The 14,930-nt window shown below is 70.5% G+C and carries 16 protein-coding genes; 11 read left to right on the forward strand and 5 right to left on the reverse strand.

The window, feature by feature from the left end; all coding sequences use genetic code 11:
• Positions 1-2: 2 nt before the first annotated feature.
• The 7 genes from ACIBTX_RS10145 (at position 3) to ACIBTX_RS10175 (ending at position 7,055) form a co-directional block, all read left to right on the forward strand.
• Complete coding sequence (locus ACIBTX_RS10145; RefSeq protein ID WP_357134551.1) at positions 3-614, forward strand: sigma-70 family RNA polymerase sigma factor; 612 nt, start codon at positions 3-5, stop codon at positions 612-614.
• Entirely contained in the window at positions 611-1,099 is a 489-nt protein-coding gene (locus ACIBTX_RS10150) for a hypothetical protein (RefSeq protein WP_357134549.1), read from the forward strand. The genes ACIBTX_RS10145 and ACIBTX_RS10150 overlap by 4 nt, the downstream gene beginning before the upstream one ends.
• Before the next feature lies 1 nt (position 1,100).
• On the forward strand, positions 1,101-3,632 hold the full coding sequence (locus tag ACIBTX_RS10155; RefSeq protein ID WP_396832337.1) for a CHAT domain-containing protein: 2,532 nt from the start codon (positions 1,101-1,103) through the stop codon (positions 3,630-3,632).
• Between the two features lie 66 nt (positions 3,633-3,698).
• Positions 3,699-4,655: a hypothetical protein gene (locus ACIBTX_RS10160; RefSeq protein WP_396832338.1), complete on the forward strand. Its 957-nt coding sequence runs from the start codon at positions 3,699-3,701 to the stop codon at positions 4,653-4,655.
• Between the two features lie 203 nt (positions 4,656-4,858).
• Positions 4,859-5,089 (forward strand): hypothetical protein, encoded by a 231-nt coding sequence (locus tag ACIBTX_RS10165; protein ID WP_355047752.1) that lies wholly within the window; start codon positions 4,859-4,861, stop codon positions 5,087-5,089.
• A gap of 93 nt (positions 5,090-5,182) precedes the next feature.
• The gene (locus ACIBTX_RS10170; protein WP_396832339.1) at positions 5,183-6,367 is read left to right on the forward strand and encodes a radical SAM protein; all 1,185 of its coding nucleotides are present in this window, start codon (positions 5,183-5,185) and stop codon (positions 6,365-6,367) included.
• 124 nt (positions 6,368-6,491) lie between these two features.
• A complete protein-coding gene (locus ACIBTX_RS10175; protein ID WP_396832340.1) occupies positions 6,492-7,055 on the forward strand; it encodes an RICIN domain-containing protein in 564 nt (187 codons plus the stop codon).
• Between the two features lie 146 nt (positions 7,056-7,201).
• Here ACIBTX_RS10175 and ACIBTX_RS10180 read toward each other — a convergent pair whose 3' ends face one another.
• From ACIBTX_RS10180 to ACIBTX_RS10190, 3 genes are all read right to left on the reverse strand, one after another.
• Positions 7,202-8,380 (reverse strand): GDSL-type esterase/lipase family protein, encoded by a 1,179-nt coding sequence (locus ACIBTX_RS10180; protein WP_357134541.1) that lies wholly within the window; start codon positions 8,378-8,380, stop codon positions 7,202-7,204.
• Between the two features lie 78 nt (positions 8,381-8,458).
• On the reverse strand, positions 8,459-9,028 hold the full coding sequence (locus ACIBTX_RS10185; RefSeq protein ID WP_357134539.1) for a WHG domain-containing protein: 570 nt from the start codon (positions 9,026-9,028) through the stop codon (positions 8,459-8,461).
• Between the two features lie 436 nt (positions 9,029-9,464).
• The gene (locus ACIBTX_RS10190; protein WP_357124728.1) at positions 9,465-10,073 is read right to left on the reverse strand and encodes a TetR/AcrR family transcriptional regulator; all 609 of its coding nucleotides are present in this window, start codon (positions 10,071-10,073) and stop codon (positions 9,465-9,467) included.
• A gap of 100 nt (positions 10,074-10,173) precedes the next feature.
• Here ACIBTX_RS10190 and ACIBTX_RS10195 point away from each other — a divergent pair, with 100 nt between their 5' ends.
• The 3 genes from ACIBTX_RS10195 (at position 10,174) to ACIBTX_RS10205 (ending at position 12,612) form a co-directional block, all read left to right on the forward strand.
• The gene (locus ACIBTX_RS10195) at positions 10,174-10,815 is read left to right on the forward strand and encodes a hypothetical protein (RefSeq protein ID WP_396832341.1); all 642 of its coding nucleotides are present in this window, start codon (positions 10,174-10,176) and stop codon (positions 10,813-10,815) included.
• A gap of 1 nt (position 10,816) precedes the next feature.
• Positions 10,817-12,238 (forward strand): NAD(P)/FAD-dependent oxidoreductase, encoded by a 1,422-nt coding sequence (locus tag ACIBTX_RS10200; protein WP_357174010.1) that lies wholly within the window; start codon positions 10,817-10,819, stop codon positions 12,236-12,238.
• A gap of 68 nt (positions 12,239-12,306) precedes the next feature.
• A complete protein-coding gene (locus ACIBTX_RS10205) occupies positions 12,307-12,612 on the forward strand; it encodes a hypothetical protein (protein WP_357124738.1) in 306 nt (101 codons plus the stop codon).
• A 130-nt stretch (positions 12,613-12,742) separates the two neighbouring features.
• Here the strand turns inward: ACIBTX_RS10205 and ACIBTX_RS10210 are convergent, their stop codons facing one another.
• The gene (locus tag ACIBTX_RS10210) at positions 12,743-13,288 is read right to left on the reverse strand and encodes a TetR/AcrR family transcriptional regulator (protein ID WP_357174007.1); all 546 of its coding nucleotides are present in this window, start codon (positions 13,286-13,288) and stop codon (positions 12,743-12,745) included.
• 139 nt (positions 13,289-13,427) lie between these two features.
• On the opposite strand from ACIBTX_RS10210, the gene ACIBTX_RS10215 reads away from it, so the two are divergent.
• Positions 13,428-14,228, forward strand: a complete 801-nt coding sequence (locus tag ACIBTX_RS10215) for an SDR family NAD(P)-dependent oxidoreductase (protein ID WP_396832342.1) — start codon at positions 13,428-13,430, stop codon at positions 14,226-14,228.
• A 35-nt stretch (positions 14,229-14,263) separates the two neighbouring features.
• Here ACIBTX_RS10215 and ACIBTX_RS10220 read toward each other — a convergent pair whose 3' ends face one another.
• Complete coding sequence (locus ACIBTX_RS10220; RefSeq protein WP_357124748.1) at positions 14,264-14,836, reverse strand: TetR/AcrR family transcriptional regulator; 573 nt, start codon at positions 14,834-14,836, stop codon at positions 14,264-14,266.
• Positions 14,837-14,930: the final 94 nt, after the last annotated feature.

Here is a 14,930-nt window from a genome sequence, read left to right on the forward strand (position 1 = left end):
CCATGTCCAATCTGCCAAAGACCCCGGTGGAGCGCGCGGGCGCGTCGACCGACCGCGCGGCACGCCTCGGCGAGCGCCTCGACCGAGCCAGGGCGGGCGACCGGAACGCCCTCGACGAGGTGGTTCGGGACCTCAACCCGCTGCTGTGGCACGTCGCCAGGGCACAGGGCCTCGACGCCGACGAGGCCGCCGACGTCGTCCAGACGACCTGGCTGGAGTTGGTACGCGGACTGCACACCATACGGTCTTCGAACGCGCTCACCGCGTGGCTGGTGACCACCACCCGCCGGGAGTCCTGGCGGGTGCGTGGGCTCGCCCAGCGGCAGACGCCGCACGATGCGGCGAGGCTGGAGTCCTCGCCCGACCCGGATCCCGGCCCGGCCGACCTGCTGCTGTCCGACGAACGTGACCGGGCGCTGTGGCGGCACGTCGCGCGGCTGCCACAGCGGTGCCGGGCGCTGCTGCGGATCGTCGCGCACGTCGAGCGCCCGGACTACACAGTGGTGGCCGAGGCGTTGGGCATGCCGCGCGGCAGCATCGGGCCGACCCGCGGGCGGTGCCTGGCGAAGCTGCGGGAGATGCTGACCGCCGACTCGACGTGGAGCCCGACATGACCGCCCCGGACCCCGCCGACCAGCCGTTCGACGACCTGGACCAGGCGATTCTGGACCAGCTCGCCGCGGTGCTCACCCGGCTCGACCCGCCGCCGTCCGACCTCGACGACCGGGTACGCCTTGTGCTGGCCCTCGACGACGTCGACCGGGAGGTTGCTCGGCTGCGCGAAGAGCAACTGGTCGGCGCGGTGCGGGGCACGGAACGGACCCGCACCCTGACGTTCGACGCGCAGAGCCGGACCGTGATGATCACGATCGTGGACCGGTCCGACGGCATGGTCCGGATCGACGGCTGGCTCGCGCCGGGCGCCGCCGTACGGGTCGAGCTGCGGTACCCCGCGCCCGACCCGCCCCGGACGGTGGAGTCCGACGCGTCGGGCCGGTTTGTGCTGGACGGCGTGCCGCACGGTCTGGCGCAGGTGGTGGTGCACCCGGCGCGGGGTGAGCACGCGCCGCAGGTGGTCACGCCGGCCCTCACCCTGTGACATGCGCCCGGCCACCCTCGCCCGGCGGGCCATCCGCTGGCACGCGGCGGGCCTGGCGTCGAGCGACGCCGGTCAGCCGGGGCGGGCTGCCCGCGAACTGCGGGCGGGCCTACGGCTGGCCAAGCGCCACCCGGCCCTGCGTGACATCCACGTCCGCCTGCTGATCAGCCTCGCCTGGGCGGAGTCCGAGCGAAGCCGGGTGGAGCTGGGCTTTCGGCTGCTGGACGAGGCCGAGGCACTCGCGGCTGCGCCGCAGCGGCCGATCCTGCTCGGCCAGCGGGCCCTGCTCCTCAAGCGCAGCGGCCGTAACGCGGAGGCGCTTAGTCAGTACGACGAGTCCATCGACCTGTTGAGCGACCTCACCTACCCGCTTGATCTGGTCAAGGCGCTCAACAATCGCGGCCTCGTGCACGTGGAGGCGGGCAACGTCCGGCTCGCCCGCGCCGACCTGCGGCGCTGCGCGGAGGTCGCCGCCCGGTACGGGCTCGGTCTGCACGTGGCCATGGCGCGGACGAACCTGGGTTGTCTGGACGTGATCGCCGGTGACCTGCCCGCCGCGCTGCGTGCCTTCGCCCAGTCCGACGCCGACTACCAGGTGCTCGCGCCGGGCCGGCTCGCCAACCTGGCCGTGGAACGGGCTCGCGCGCTGGTCGCGGCCGGGCTGTACCGCGAGGCCGAACGGCAACTCGCCAGCGCGGTGGAGCGGGCGGCGCAGCAGCAGCTCGGACACACGTACGCCGATGCCCTTCAGGTTCGTGCGGAGGCGGCCCTGCTTGCCGGCGAACCGGTCGCTGCCGCGCGGTGGGCCCGACGTGCCCGGGTCGCTTTCCTCGGCCGTACGAACGTCCGCCGTGCGGCCCTGGCTGCCCTGTTCGAGCTCCGCGCCGACCAGGCGGTCAGCGAGGTCGACCAGGCGACGGTGGCCCGGCGCGCCGGGGTGCTGGCCGGCCGGTTGGCCCGGCTCGGGCTGCCTGAGGATGCTCGGGTCGCCGGTCTGGTCAAGGCCCGGGCGCTGGTGGCCGCGGGCCGACCCCGCCGGGCGGCGGAGCTGATCGGGCGACAGTCCGGACCGCGACGGACCGATCGGCTCGACACGCGCCTGCTCTGGCACATGGCCCGTGCGGAGGTGGCGGCCTCGGCCGGCCGGTCGGCCGAGGCGCGGCGGAGTCTGTTGGCCGGAATGGCTGCTCTGCACCGGCACCGCGCCCGGTTCGGCTGCGCCGACCTGCAGACCGGGGCCGCGGTGCACGGCCGCGACCTGGCCCGGGCGGGGCTCGCCGCAGCGTTGGCAGAGGGCTCCGCCATCGCCGTCTACCGGTGGTCCGAGCGGGCGCGGGCCCAGGCGCTGCTGCTGCCGCCGGTGCGGCCGCCCGACGACCCGGTCGCCGCCGAGGCGCTGGAAGAGCTGCGCCAGCTACAGCACCGCGTCCGGCAGGCAGAACTCGCGGGGCGCCCGACCTTGGCCTTCCACAGTCGGTTGGAGGCGCTCCAGCGGATGATCCGGGAGCGCGCCTGGGCGACGCCGGGCCCCCGGGACGCGGCGCCGACGACGCCGGCGCCGCTGAGCGCCGTGACGGCGGAGCTGGCTGGCGCGGCGCTCGTGGTGTACGTGGCCGCCGGGGACATCCTGCGCGCGCTGGTGGTCACTGACCGGGCGACCTCGGTGGTGGTACTTGGCGACCGCGGCCTGGCCGAGGAGGCGGTACGACGACTACGCGCCGACCTGGACGCGCAGGCGGGCCGGTCCATGCCCGCCCGGCTGGCGGCGGTGGTCCGCGCCGCTACGCGGCAGGACGCCGACCACGTGGAGTCGATGCTGCTCGACCCGGTGCTTGCGCTGGTCGGCGACCGGGACCTGGTGCTGGTCCCGACCGGGCTGTTGCTGACCACGCCGTGGCATGCCCTGCCAGCGTGCGTGACCCGGCCGGTCACGGTGACGCCGTCGGTCGGGGTCTGGCTGGCCGCCCGGCGTCGCCTGAAGGCCGGCGGGCCCACGGCCGGGTCGGCGGCGGTGACGGTGGTGGCGGGACCGGGAATCCCCCGGGGGCAGGCGGAGGCCCGGGTCGTGGCGTCGCTGCACCCGGGCGCCGTTCTGCTCGCCGGGGCGGAGGCGACCCCGGCGGCGACCCTCGCGGCGATGGCCGGCGCCGGCCTCGCCCATGTGGCGGCGCATGGGCAGCACCAGACCGAGAACCCGCTGTTCTCCACGCTGGAGCTGGCCGGCGGCCCGTTGCTGGGATACGACGTGCAGGAACTGCGGAACGCGCCGCGTACCGTGGTTTTGTCCTGCTGCGACCTGGGCCTGACCGACGTGCGGCACGGCGACGAGGCGCTCGGCATGCCGACCGCCCTGCTCGCCGCAGGCACCGCCACGGTCGTCGCGAGCGTCAGCCGGGTCGCCGACGAGGCGGCCATGGAGATCATGGCGGCCTATCATCGGGCGGTCGTCGCGGGCCGATTGCCGGCGGCAGCACTGGCTGAGGCCGTACGCGGCAATCAGCCCTCGAGCTTCGTCTGTTTCGGTGCCGGCTGAGCCAACCGCGCCAGAGTCGCACCGACGGCAGGTATCCAGGATGCCGCCCCGGCCCCCCATCCAGGCATGACTGACCACACTGTGAAGAAGCGCCATCGCCGGGCGGGTCTCGCCGCCGGCCTCGCCGTGCTCGCCCTGGCGGCCGGTCTCCTGACGGCATGCCGCACGAACGGCGGCGCGGCGAGCAGCGGTGCCGAGAACCGCCCGGGTACGGCCGACGGCCTCGCGAAGATCGCCGGAGGCGGCGGCTGCCCGCCGGCCGGCACCCGCAGCGGCGGACTGCTCCCGAAGCTGGACGAGGGAACCTACACCTCGGTCGAAAACCCCTGCCTGCCGTACGTCGACCTGGTCAGTGAGGTGACCCAACGGATCGTGCCGGGGCAGCGGCCCCGGGTCGACCAGTTCCTCGACAACCTCGGCCGCTTCGCCGACCGGCTCGGGCAGGTCAACGACGCCGTCCAATGCGCCTACCAGACCGACCGGCTGGCGGTGCGGATCTACCAGAGCCGGCGCGACTCCTGGGCGGTCGGCGTGGTGGCGGTCGTCCGTGGCCGCCTCGGCGCGGTCGCCGACACGGCCGCCTGCTTCCTGATCAAACAGATTCCGCTCCTGAATCTGGCCACCCAGGGCATCGGACCGGATCAGGACAGCCCTGCGTACTGCTTCGACACCAGCCACCAGCGACGTGCCGGCGAGGACTACACCATCATGTGGATCGGCTCGTCGGCGCTCACCTGCCGGGGGCTCCAGGACGGCCTGGTTCCCGGCGAGGGGCGGCTCGTCGCGGTGAAGGCCCGCCCCGACGCGTCGCTGCGCGCCGGCCCGTCCACGGGTGACCGGGTGCTGCGCAAGGTGCCCGACGGCACGCTGGGCCGGGTGACCTGCTACCGCACCGGGGAAGCCGTCAAGGGCGACAGCGCGTGGGCCCGGACGACCGTCCTCGGCGACACCGGCTGGATAGCTGCGGCCTATCTGGACAGCGCTCAGCCGGTCCGGGCTACCGGATTGTGCCCGGACAACTGAGGCGGCCCCGTGCGCGGTCCCACGGGGGCCGGCGGGGACGCCTGCGCCGCAGATCCGCAGACCTCCATCGCGGACACCGTCGCTGACCGGCGGCACTCGGTCGGGAGAGAGTCCGACGGATCGGTATCTGCTACCGGCCCTGCCGCCACGTATTCACCAAGACCGGCGGGAAGCCGTTCCGGCCGGAGAAGGGAGCAGGCCAGATGTGCGGTATTCAGATCGGTGCCGAGGAGCTGGAGGGCATTCTCGTCAACCGGGGGCCGGACGTCTCCGTTGAGGAGGCCGCCGCCTGCGGCGTCCAGATCGGGGCGCCGGAGGTGAGCCGGGTTCTCGCCAACCGCAGCGCGGCGCAGATCGCGGACGCCTCCTGCGGGATCCAGATCGGCGCGCCGGAGAACGTCACGTTGCAGCGCGACGCCGGCCCGAACGCCTAGCCGGGGGCAGCACCGCGGGGCCTGTCGGCGACTGTGAACGACCGACAGGCCCCGCTGACCCGACGATCAGGACCAACGCTGGAAGGAAGAGCCATGATCGGTACCCGCCTGGATGACATCGACGCACCGCGGCTGATCCGCAGCGAACACGGCTGGTGGTTCATCGGCAACCAGACCTGGACCCTGCTGCGCCCGGAGTGTGTGGGGTCGGACGGCACGGTGGACGCTGCCACCACGGGCTTCCTCCGCCGCACGGGGGCGTTCGAGCCGCGCGTGCCGGTCTCGTTCTCGCTGACCGTGCTCACCACGACCACCTGCAACCTCGGCTGCGCCTACTGCTTCCAGAACACCGGGGTGGACGACACGGGCGGCGCACGGCCGCCGCGGATCCGGCGGGCCTGGCTGGACACTGACACCGTCGATCGCATCATCACCTTCGCCCGGGACCGGATGCGTCAGTGCGAGCTGGATCGCCTGTACCTGCTGCTGTTCGGGGGTGAGCCGCTGCTCAATCCCCGGGGCTGCCTCACCCTGCTGGACCGAGCGCGCGTGATCGGGCTCGACCAGTGCGCGATGACCACGAACGGCGTTCTGCTGACCCCGAGGTTGGCCCGTGAGCTGTACGCGGCGGGTCTCAACGGCGTGCAGGTGACGTTCGACGGCAGCCGGGCGGATCATGACCAGATCCGGGTCAAGCGGTCCGGCGCGCCCACCTTCGACACCATCGTTCGCAACGTCGCTCGTGCGACAGAGGTCACCGGGCTGAACTGGAACCTGCGGGTGAACGTGTCGCACCACAATTTCGACCGGATCGCCGACCTCGTCGGGGAACTGGCCGCCGGCCTGAGCCCCGACCGGTGCACGGTGACGTTCGCCTGGGTGGGCGACGCGGGCTTCGGATACCACAACACCATGCGGCACATCGACACCGTGAGCGACGCGTTCGCGAGTTGGAGTATCGCCGCGTTGAAGGCGGGTTTCCGGGTGGTCCGACCCAGCATGAGAACCACCTGCCACATCTGCTCGGTGCCCGGAGGCCGGCACGGCGCCGTGGTCAACGCCGACGGTCAACTCTTCAGCTGCTGGCAGTCGGCCGGGAAGCCCGGCTTCGAGGTGGGCAGCATCGACGAGGGGTACCTGGACGTGGCCAGCGTCCCGGAACGCTGGGTGCGCTGCGGTTACGAGTACGAACAACCGGAAGCGGCGGTGGCCGACACCTTCCAGGACCGGGTCGACGGACGGTTGCTGGACTACCTCTACACCAGTGGGCGCCTGTAACCCTGCCGATCGGCACTTCTTCCCCACCTGAGGCCGGTCCTCGCCCGCGCTGTAGCGGACGTATCTGATGCCGACCGGCCGCCCCTTCATCGATGTCGTCCCCCTTCAGCCGAGAGGAATGCTCATGAACATCCTCAACCGGACGTCCACGGTGCTCGTGGTGTGCGTCGGACTCGTAGCCGCCAACCTGGTGGCCGTCTCACCTGCGAGCGCCGCCGCCGAATACTCATTCAGATCCCAGAGCTCGGCTACCAGCGAGTACCCCTTCGGCAGCCTGTGCATCGACGTGTCGTACTCCAGTACTGCCAACGGCACGGCGATCAAGCAGTGGCCCTGCTACGACGGCCCGGCCCAGAAGTGGACGATGGTCTACGAGGGAAGGTGGAACGGCGTCGTCTACTACCAGCTTGTCAGCTCGCTCTGGTCGGCAGAGGGCCCCAAGTGTCTCGACGTGCCCTGGGGTAACCCGGCAGCGGGCCAGACGCTACAACTGTGGGACTGCCTGGGCGTCGCGCGGCAGCTCTGGTCCGCTACGCAGGTACCGGGAGCGAATGGGTACGCGCTACGGAACCTCCAGACCGGGCAGTGCGTCGATGTTCCCTGGGGCGACCCCGTCGCAGGCAACGCCGTGTGGCAATGGCCCTGTAACAGCACCCCCGCCCAGCAGTGGGTCTTGCGCGCCTGGTAGTGGGTGACCGGGGCGGACGAGGTCTGGCGGGGTCAGGGTCCGGCAGGCTGGGCACGGGCGCAGACGTCGCCCGAGTTGGCCTCGTGGGGGAGCGCCCGCGGGTACGCCGCCACCTCGTCCGCCGCTGCTCGGCGCGCGACAGGCGGTCAGCCGGTCTTGGTGGCGAAGGGGCCGCCGTCGCCGAACGCGAGCCGCGCGAAGTTCTCGGCGATACGGCGGTGTCCGGCGGAATCGGGGTGCACCTCGTCGGGGAGTGGGAGTTCGGCGTAGTCCGCCTCGCCGTAGAGGTCACGTCCGTCGAGGTAGTGCAGGTTCGGGTCTTCGGCCGAGCGCTGTTCGACGATCCGGGCGAGTTCGTCACGGATGACGTTGAGGGTCAGCCGCCCAGCGCTGCGTTCGGCCGGATCGCCGGTGGCCTTGAAGCGCAGCGTCCCGCCCTCGAAGTCCGGCACGAGGGGACCGGGCGTGTCCTCCTGCACCGGGCACAGGATGGCGGACACGACCAGCAGTGGTGTGGTCGGGTGCCCCTCGCGGACCGTGTCGAGGAAGCCGTGGACCGCAGGGGTGAAGGCGCGCAGACGCATCACGTCGCTGTTGACGATGTTGATGCCGATCTTGACACTGATCAGGTCAGCGGGGATGTCCCGCATGGCGCGGGCGGTGAACGGGTCGAGCAGCGCGCTCCCGCCGAATCCCAGGTTGACCAACTCCACGCCGCCCTCGGCCGCGGCCAGGGCTGGCCAGATGGCGGTGGGATGAGTGGCGTTCGAGCCGTGGCTGATGGAACTGCCGTGGTGCAGCCACGTCCTGCTTCCGGTGGGCGGGGTCCGCTCAACGGGCGCGTCGGTGCGCAGCGCGATCAACTCGGTGATCTCCGTGTGTGGAAGCCAGATCTCGATGTCTTTCTCACCCTCCGGCAGACCCGCGAAGCGGGCGGTGCCGGACGGCCCTTCGGTCAGCACGGAAGTCTGGGTGAACATGTTGGTAACCGTCCGGACGTTGCCTTCGGGCACCGACGCCTGCGCGGCCAGGCGCCCGTTGATCAGCAGGTCGTAGACGCCGTCCGGTGGGGCCGGGAAGCCTTGGTAGACCCGCTTGGTGGGCAGGGTGTCCAGTTCGATGGTGGTGGCCCGGGTACGGAAGGCCAGCCGTACGCCGGACGGCTGGGCCTCGGCCATGGCCAGTTGGTCGTCGGGGATCTGCTGGCGGGCCCGGGCGGTCAGTCGGTGCGGCAGTAGACCGCGCGCGGTCGCCTCCAGATCGACAAACCCGCGCACCAGGCCCGCGGTGACCGGGGTGGTGATCCACTGGTGTTCGGTGGGCATTGCCTCAAGCCTCTCGATCGAGATGTTCATCGGCGCGCCGCGCTGCGAAGCGCTGGCGGTGGTGCGGCCGTCGTCGGGTCAGCGAGTGCTGCGGGTGCGTAACACCGCGTCGAGCGAATCCACGATCCATTCCCAGGATTCCAGCGCGTCGGGAGCGCTGTGTTCGAAACCGCCGGCCAGCTCCAAGCTGACGTAGCCGTGGAACACGCTGCCCAACATGCGGACCGCGTGGGTCGCGTCCGGCTCGTCCAACCCGTAACCCCGCAAGATCGCCCGAGCCATCTGCGCGTGCTGGACACCGGCACTGGCGGCCGCCGTTTCCCGATCGAGCCGGAGCCGGGTGGCGGCATAGCGGCCCGGGTGTTCCCTGGCGTAGTCGCGGTAGGCGTCAGCGAACGCGGCTAGCGCGTCCCTGCCGGCTCGACCGGCGACGGCATCGGCGACGCGGTCAGCGAGTTCCTTGAGCGCGAACAGCGCGATGCGGATCCTGAGGTCCTGTGAGTTCTTCAGGTGCGAGTACAGGCTCGGGACCTTGACGTCGAACCGTCGAGCGAGCGCCGAGACGGTGACCTGGTCGAAGCCGACCTCGTCGGCCAGTTCCGCCCCCGCTCGGGTCAGACGCTCCGGCGTCAGTCCTGGTCTATCCATCACGCTCCCCTATCTGCCTACAGCTATTATGCTTCTACCTAATACCTGTAGGCAAATCGGTCGTGAGGTTGCGACTGACGCACCGTTCCACCTGGTCGTCTGCGCGTCAGCGCAACAGGGAGTGCCAGGAGCGGTTCCGGGATCGTGGGCGCGCGGGAGGACGAGCCCTCGCAACGATTCGCCGAGTTGGGCGACGACACTGGCTGGTCTGGTCGCCCACCGCCTGGAGCGCCGGTCGCTACGAGCCAGAGCAGCCGCCGTGCTGGCGGACTAGGGCCTGTTTCATAAGAACTGGCCGGCCTGCGGCGGAGTCCGGACGACGACCGGCGGCGTTGCGGTGTCGTCCGGATACAACACCGGTATCCGGACGACACCGCGCCTTGCCGGATCGCCGCCCGGACTCCGCCTCGGCTCGACCGCCCTTATGAAACAGGCCCTAGCCGGCGGATTCGGTCGACTGGCGCTCGGCGGTGATCCGGAGGAGTCCTTCGATGCCGCGGAGGAAGGTCTCGGACACCAACGCGGGGTCGAAGAGGCATCCGGCTGCCATGGCACCGTCGCGGAGCATGACGAAGTGACGCGCGGCGGACTCTGCCGTCTCCTCCTGGACCTGCGCCATCAGCGTGGTGAGCGTGTCCAGGAACCATTGCCGGTGGGCGATGATCTCCTGACGTACGGGATGTTCCGTGTCTGGATACTCCGCCGCGGCGTTCAGAAACGCGCATCCACGGAACCCCGGGGACTGGATGCTCTCGGCGATCGAGTTGGCGATGGCCAGGAGTGGGGCGACCGGTCGTGCGTCGGCGGTGATGACCGTGTCGACCCCGCCGCGATCCATCTCATGGATCTCACGCAGGTAGGCGAGGATGAGATCGTCCTTGCTGGGGAAGTGCCGGTAGAAGGTGGCCCGGGTCACCTTCGCCTCGGCGATGATCCGATCTACGCCGACGGAATGGATGCCCTCCGAGTAGAAGATCCTGGTTGCCGTGGCAAGGAGCCGTTGGCGTGCCTCGGAGGGCCGGGCACCGGATGCGGTGGGCGTCATGTCGCCATGGTAGCGGATAGAACGTTCGGTCTAAGGGTCTCGACAGCGCTAGCCAGCGGTGGGTAGCGCAGGGTCGGGGGAGTGGATAGAACGTTCGGTCTTGACGATATTGGTGGAGCGTGTCATGCTCGACAAGACAGAACGATCGGTCTCCCTAGCCCCTCCGCTGAAAGGGTCACCCGTGACCACCATTGCTGCTTCGCCCGGTATTTCCCAGACGGCCTCCGCGCTGCGGCGGCTCTACTTCGTCCGCTTCGCGTTCGCCATCGTGTGGGCCCTCGTGACGATCGCCACCGCCAAGGAGATCGGTCCGCTCGCGGTGACGCTTTTCGTGATCTACCCGCTGTTCGACGTGGGCGCCGCCATCTACGACCTCCGTTCGTCGCGGACCACCGGCTCGCCGACCCTGCTGTACGTGAACATCGCGGTAAGCCTGGTCACGGCCGTCGGTCTGGGTGTCGCTGGCGCGTCCGGTATCCCCGCGATTCTGCGGGTGTGGGGCGCCTGGGCGATCGTCGCCGGTCTGGTCCAGTTGATCGTCGGTGTCACCCGTCGCAAGATGGGCGGCCAGTGGCCGATGATCATCAGTGGCGGCATCTCGGTCCTGGCTGGTGGGTCCTTCATCGCCGGCGCTTCCGCGGACAACCCGGCGCTGACCAACGCCGCCGGCTACGCCATTCCCGGCGCCATCTTCTTCCTCATCGCGGCCATCCGCCTCGGCCGCGCCGCGAAGGGCAACTGACATGACCACCATCGAGTACGACGTCATTGTGATCGGCGCCGGTCCGGTCGGGGAGAACGTGGCCGATCGGGTCGTCCGGGGCGGGCTGACCGCCGCGATCGTCGAGCGGGAGTTGGTCGGTGGTGAGTGCTCGTACTGGGCCTGCATGCCGACCAAGGCGTTGCTGCGCAGCGCGTCCGCCTTGCGCGCGGCTCGCCAACTGCCGGGGGCGCGGGAGGCGGTGACGGGAGACCTGGACGCGGCTGCGGTGCTGGGCCGGCGGGACTCCTTCGCGTCGCATTGGCAGGACGACGGTCAGGTGTCCTGGCTGGCGTCGGCGGGCATCGCGCTGCACCGCGGTCAGGGGCGGATCAGTGCCGCCCGCGTTGTCGAGGTGACCGGCGTCGACGGTGTCACGACGACGCTGACCGCGCGGCACGCCGTGGTCGTCGCGACGGGCAGCAGCGCCCTGTTGCCGGATATCCCGGGGCTGCGCGAGGCGACGCCGTGGTCCAGCCGCGAGGCCGCTTCGGCCAGTTCGGTTCCCCGTCGGCTCGCCATCATCGGTGGTGGCGTCGTGGCCGCCGAAATGGCGACCGCGTTCGCCGCCCTGGGGTCCGCAGTGACGGTGCTGGCCCGCGACGGTGTGTTGCCGTCGGCGGAGCCGTTCGCCGGTGAACTGGTCACCGAGTCGTTGCGCGAGGCCGGCGTGTCCGTACACCTCGGCGCGGAGGCCGTCGCCGTCAACCGCGACGACAGTGGAGTCGTCCACCTCAAGACCGCGTCCGGCGAGCGGATCGAAGCTGACGAGGTGCTGGTGGCGGTCGGTCGTACGCCGAACACCCAGGACATCGGCCTCGACCGGGTCGGGCTGGCGCCGGGCGCCTGGCTGGCGGTCGACGACACCCTGCGTGTCGTCGGCGGCGGCGAGTGGCTCTATGCGGCGGGCGATGTGAACCGGCGGGTGCTGCTGACCCATCAGGGCAAGTACCAGGCGCGGGCGGTGGGCGACGTGATCGTGGCCCGGGCGAAGGGTGCGAAGGTCGAGGACGGCCGGTGGGGCCGGCACGTGGCGACGGCTGACGAGCGGGCGGTGCCGCAGGTGGTCTTCACCGATCCGGAGATCGCGTCGGTGGGCTTGACCGCGGCTGCGGCCGAGGCAGCTGGGCTGCGGATCCGGGTCGTGGACTACGACCTTGGGGCCGTCGCCGGAGCTTCCCTGCACGCCGATGGCTACCGGGGACACGCCCGGATGGTCGTCGACGAGGACCGCAAGGTGATCGTCGGCCTCACCCTCGCCGGCCCGGACGTCGCGGAACTGATCCACGCCGCGACCATCGCCATCGTCGGCGAGGTCCCGTTGGACCGACTGTGGCACGCGGTTCCGGCCTACCCGACCGTCAGTGAGGTGTGGCTGCGGCTGTTGGAGACCTACGGCCGCTGAATTCGGGTCTGCGGCGTTAGTTGTGTCCGAAATAGAACAATCATTCTTTCCACTTTGAGGAGAGCCCCGTGCCGACCAAGATCACAATCATCATCGACAACCCGGCGAGCCCCGACGACTTCGAGCGGGCCTACGCGGACGTGAAGGCTGCCGCAGCGAAGTTCCCGAAGCTGCGGCGACTCGAGTCTGCGAAGGTGTGGCCGAAGGAGGATGGCACCGCTACCCCCGCGTACCGGACGCTCGACCTCTACTTCGACAGCTACGACGACGCCTCCGCGGCGGTCGCGACAACCGTTGCCGCTGATGTCTTCGGCACCCTCGCGGGGACGCAGGTCCCGTTCAAGGGCCTGTTCTCGGACATCGAACAGGCTTGACGATCAGCGCTTCCCGGGCGTAGGCGGAAAGGACGCCTGCGCCCGGTTCGTGCGCTGCGGCGGCCTCGGGACCGCTTCCGCCGCAGCCGACGAAAGACCTGGTCGACCTCGAGCTTCGGGCGGCGAAATTTCAGGGTTGGAGCGTGCGCAGCATCAGTGCGAGATAGCGCTGGGAAGCCGTCACGGCGTCGGGCCCAGCGGCCAGGACGTCGCCGTGGTGGGCCGCGATCAGCAGCCGGAAATCGGCGACGGTCAGGTCGGCGCGGACGGTGCCCATCGCCTGTGCCTGCCGCAGCAGCCGGGCGATGACCCGTTCGGTCTCCTGCCGCTCGTGGTCGAGCCCGCGTCCGGTGACCACCGCCTCGACGTAGGCCCTGGTGAAGCCTCTGTCCTGTAACTGGTACGCGCAAAGCGTGCGAATCAGTTCCCGCAGCGCACGCGCCGGGTCCGGGTCGCTGAGGGCTTCGGCGTGCATGGCCGCGCAATCGTTCCACTGATCGCCGTAAGCGTCGGTGATGAGGCGGTCCCGGGTGGGAAAGCGCCGGTAGACGGTGGCGACGGACACACCGGCGCTGCGAGCGATCCGAGCCACCGTGACGTCCTCGCCCTTCTCGGCGAAGGCGCGCCGTGCCGCGGCCAGGATTCGGCGTCGCTTCTCCTCGGCGTCCCAGCGCATCAAACGAGCGTACGCGTGGACGTTTCTCCGCATGAAGAAGTGCAACAACCGTACGCCGCGATACCTCAGTCCGTTGCCGGGCCTACGACGAGGGTCGGACCGTGGTAGCTGCTTCGATACGCGACACGAAGGGGAGATCATGGAAACGATGGAGGGCACGACAAGCCTCGTCACCGGCGCGAGCCGGGGCATCGGCCGCGCGATTGCCAAGCGGCTCGCCGCGGCTGGGTCACTGGTGGTGGTGCACTACGGCACGAGCGAGTCGGCCGCGCAAGAGACCGTCGCGCAGATCACCGAGGCGGGTGGCGCCGCGTTCGCGGTCGGCGCGCAGCTCGGCGTGGCGGGTGATGCCGATCGGCTCTGGGCTGGCGTGGAGGCCGGGTTGGCCGAACGCGGCGCGCCGCGCGGCATCGATGTGCTGGTGAACAACGCGGCGATCGGCGGGGCCACGCCGACGCTTTCCACCGCACGGCCGGGTGACTTCGACGAGTTGTTCGCGATCAACGTGAAAGCGCCGTTCTTCGTGATCCAGCGGGGCCTGAACCTGCTCCGCGACGGTGGTCGGATCGTCAATGTCTCGTCCGTCGCCACCCGGGTCGCGATACCCGGCACTCTCGCGTATGCCATGACGAAGGGCGCGATCAACACGCTCAGCGTCACGCTGGCACAGGAACTGGGCCCTCGGGGTATCACGGTGAACGCGGTGATGCCCGGGACCACCGCCACCGAGAACAACGTGGCCTGGTTCGCCGCCCAACCGGCGCTACGCGAGGTCGTCACCGGGCTCTCGGCCCTGCGTCGGGTCGGAGAGCCGGCGGATATCGCGGACGTGGTCGCCTTCCTTGCTTCTCCAGCCGCGCGATTGGTGACCGGCCAGGTGATCGACGCCTCCGGTGGGACGCATCTCGGTCTCTCCGTCGACCAGGGGCCGCCGGAGTAGCCGCGACCGGGTTTGCGTTGTGGTCCCTGCGGCGCTCAGCGGGCCCGTATCCCGTTCAGCACGACATCGAGGTAGTGGCGGCCGGCGGCGGCTTGCTGTTGCGTGTCGGTGGCTGGGTGCATCCTGGCCGAGAAGGCGACTCCACACATCAGTGGCGTCATGTCGGCGAGCGTGATGCCGGGCGCCAGCAGCCCTGCGGCCCTGACCCGTACGAACAGCGTGTTGAACAGCGAGGACAACTGATCGAGCAGGTCCGCGGTGCCCGGCAGGGTGGTCGTGGGCGTGGACAGGACCGAGGACAGGGCAGCGTCGAGTAGTTGCGCGTCCACGACCCTGACCAGGAGATCACGGAAGGCCGTCCAGGGGTCGTCCTGCTGCGCGGCCCGTTCGGCGGCCTGGATCAACGTCTCAAGTCCGTCCACCGACACCGCCTCGATCAGTGCCTGAGGCGTCGGGAAGTGCCGGTATACCGTGGCGACGCCTACGCCGGCCGCGCGGGCCACCTCGTTCAGCTGAATCGGGGTGCCGTCCGCGACCAGTTTCCGGCCAATCTCGATGATCCGCTGGCGGTTGCGTACTGCGTCCTTACGGGGCGGCGAGGCGGTCACTCCTCCAGCATAAGCGGATAGCAGCTCCACTTGCCCCCACCTGGAGCCGTGGCCCCCAATGGGCGGCTCAGGCCGGCGAAACGGATGGCCCATC

This window comes from Micromonospora sp. NPDC049359 (assembly GCF_044466585.1).
Taxonomy (GTDB): Bacteria; Actinomycetota; Actinomycetes; order Mycobacteriales; family Micromonosporaceae; genus Micromonospora.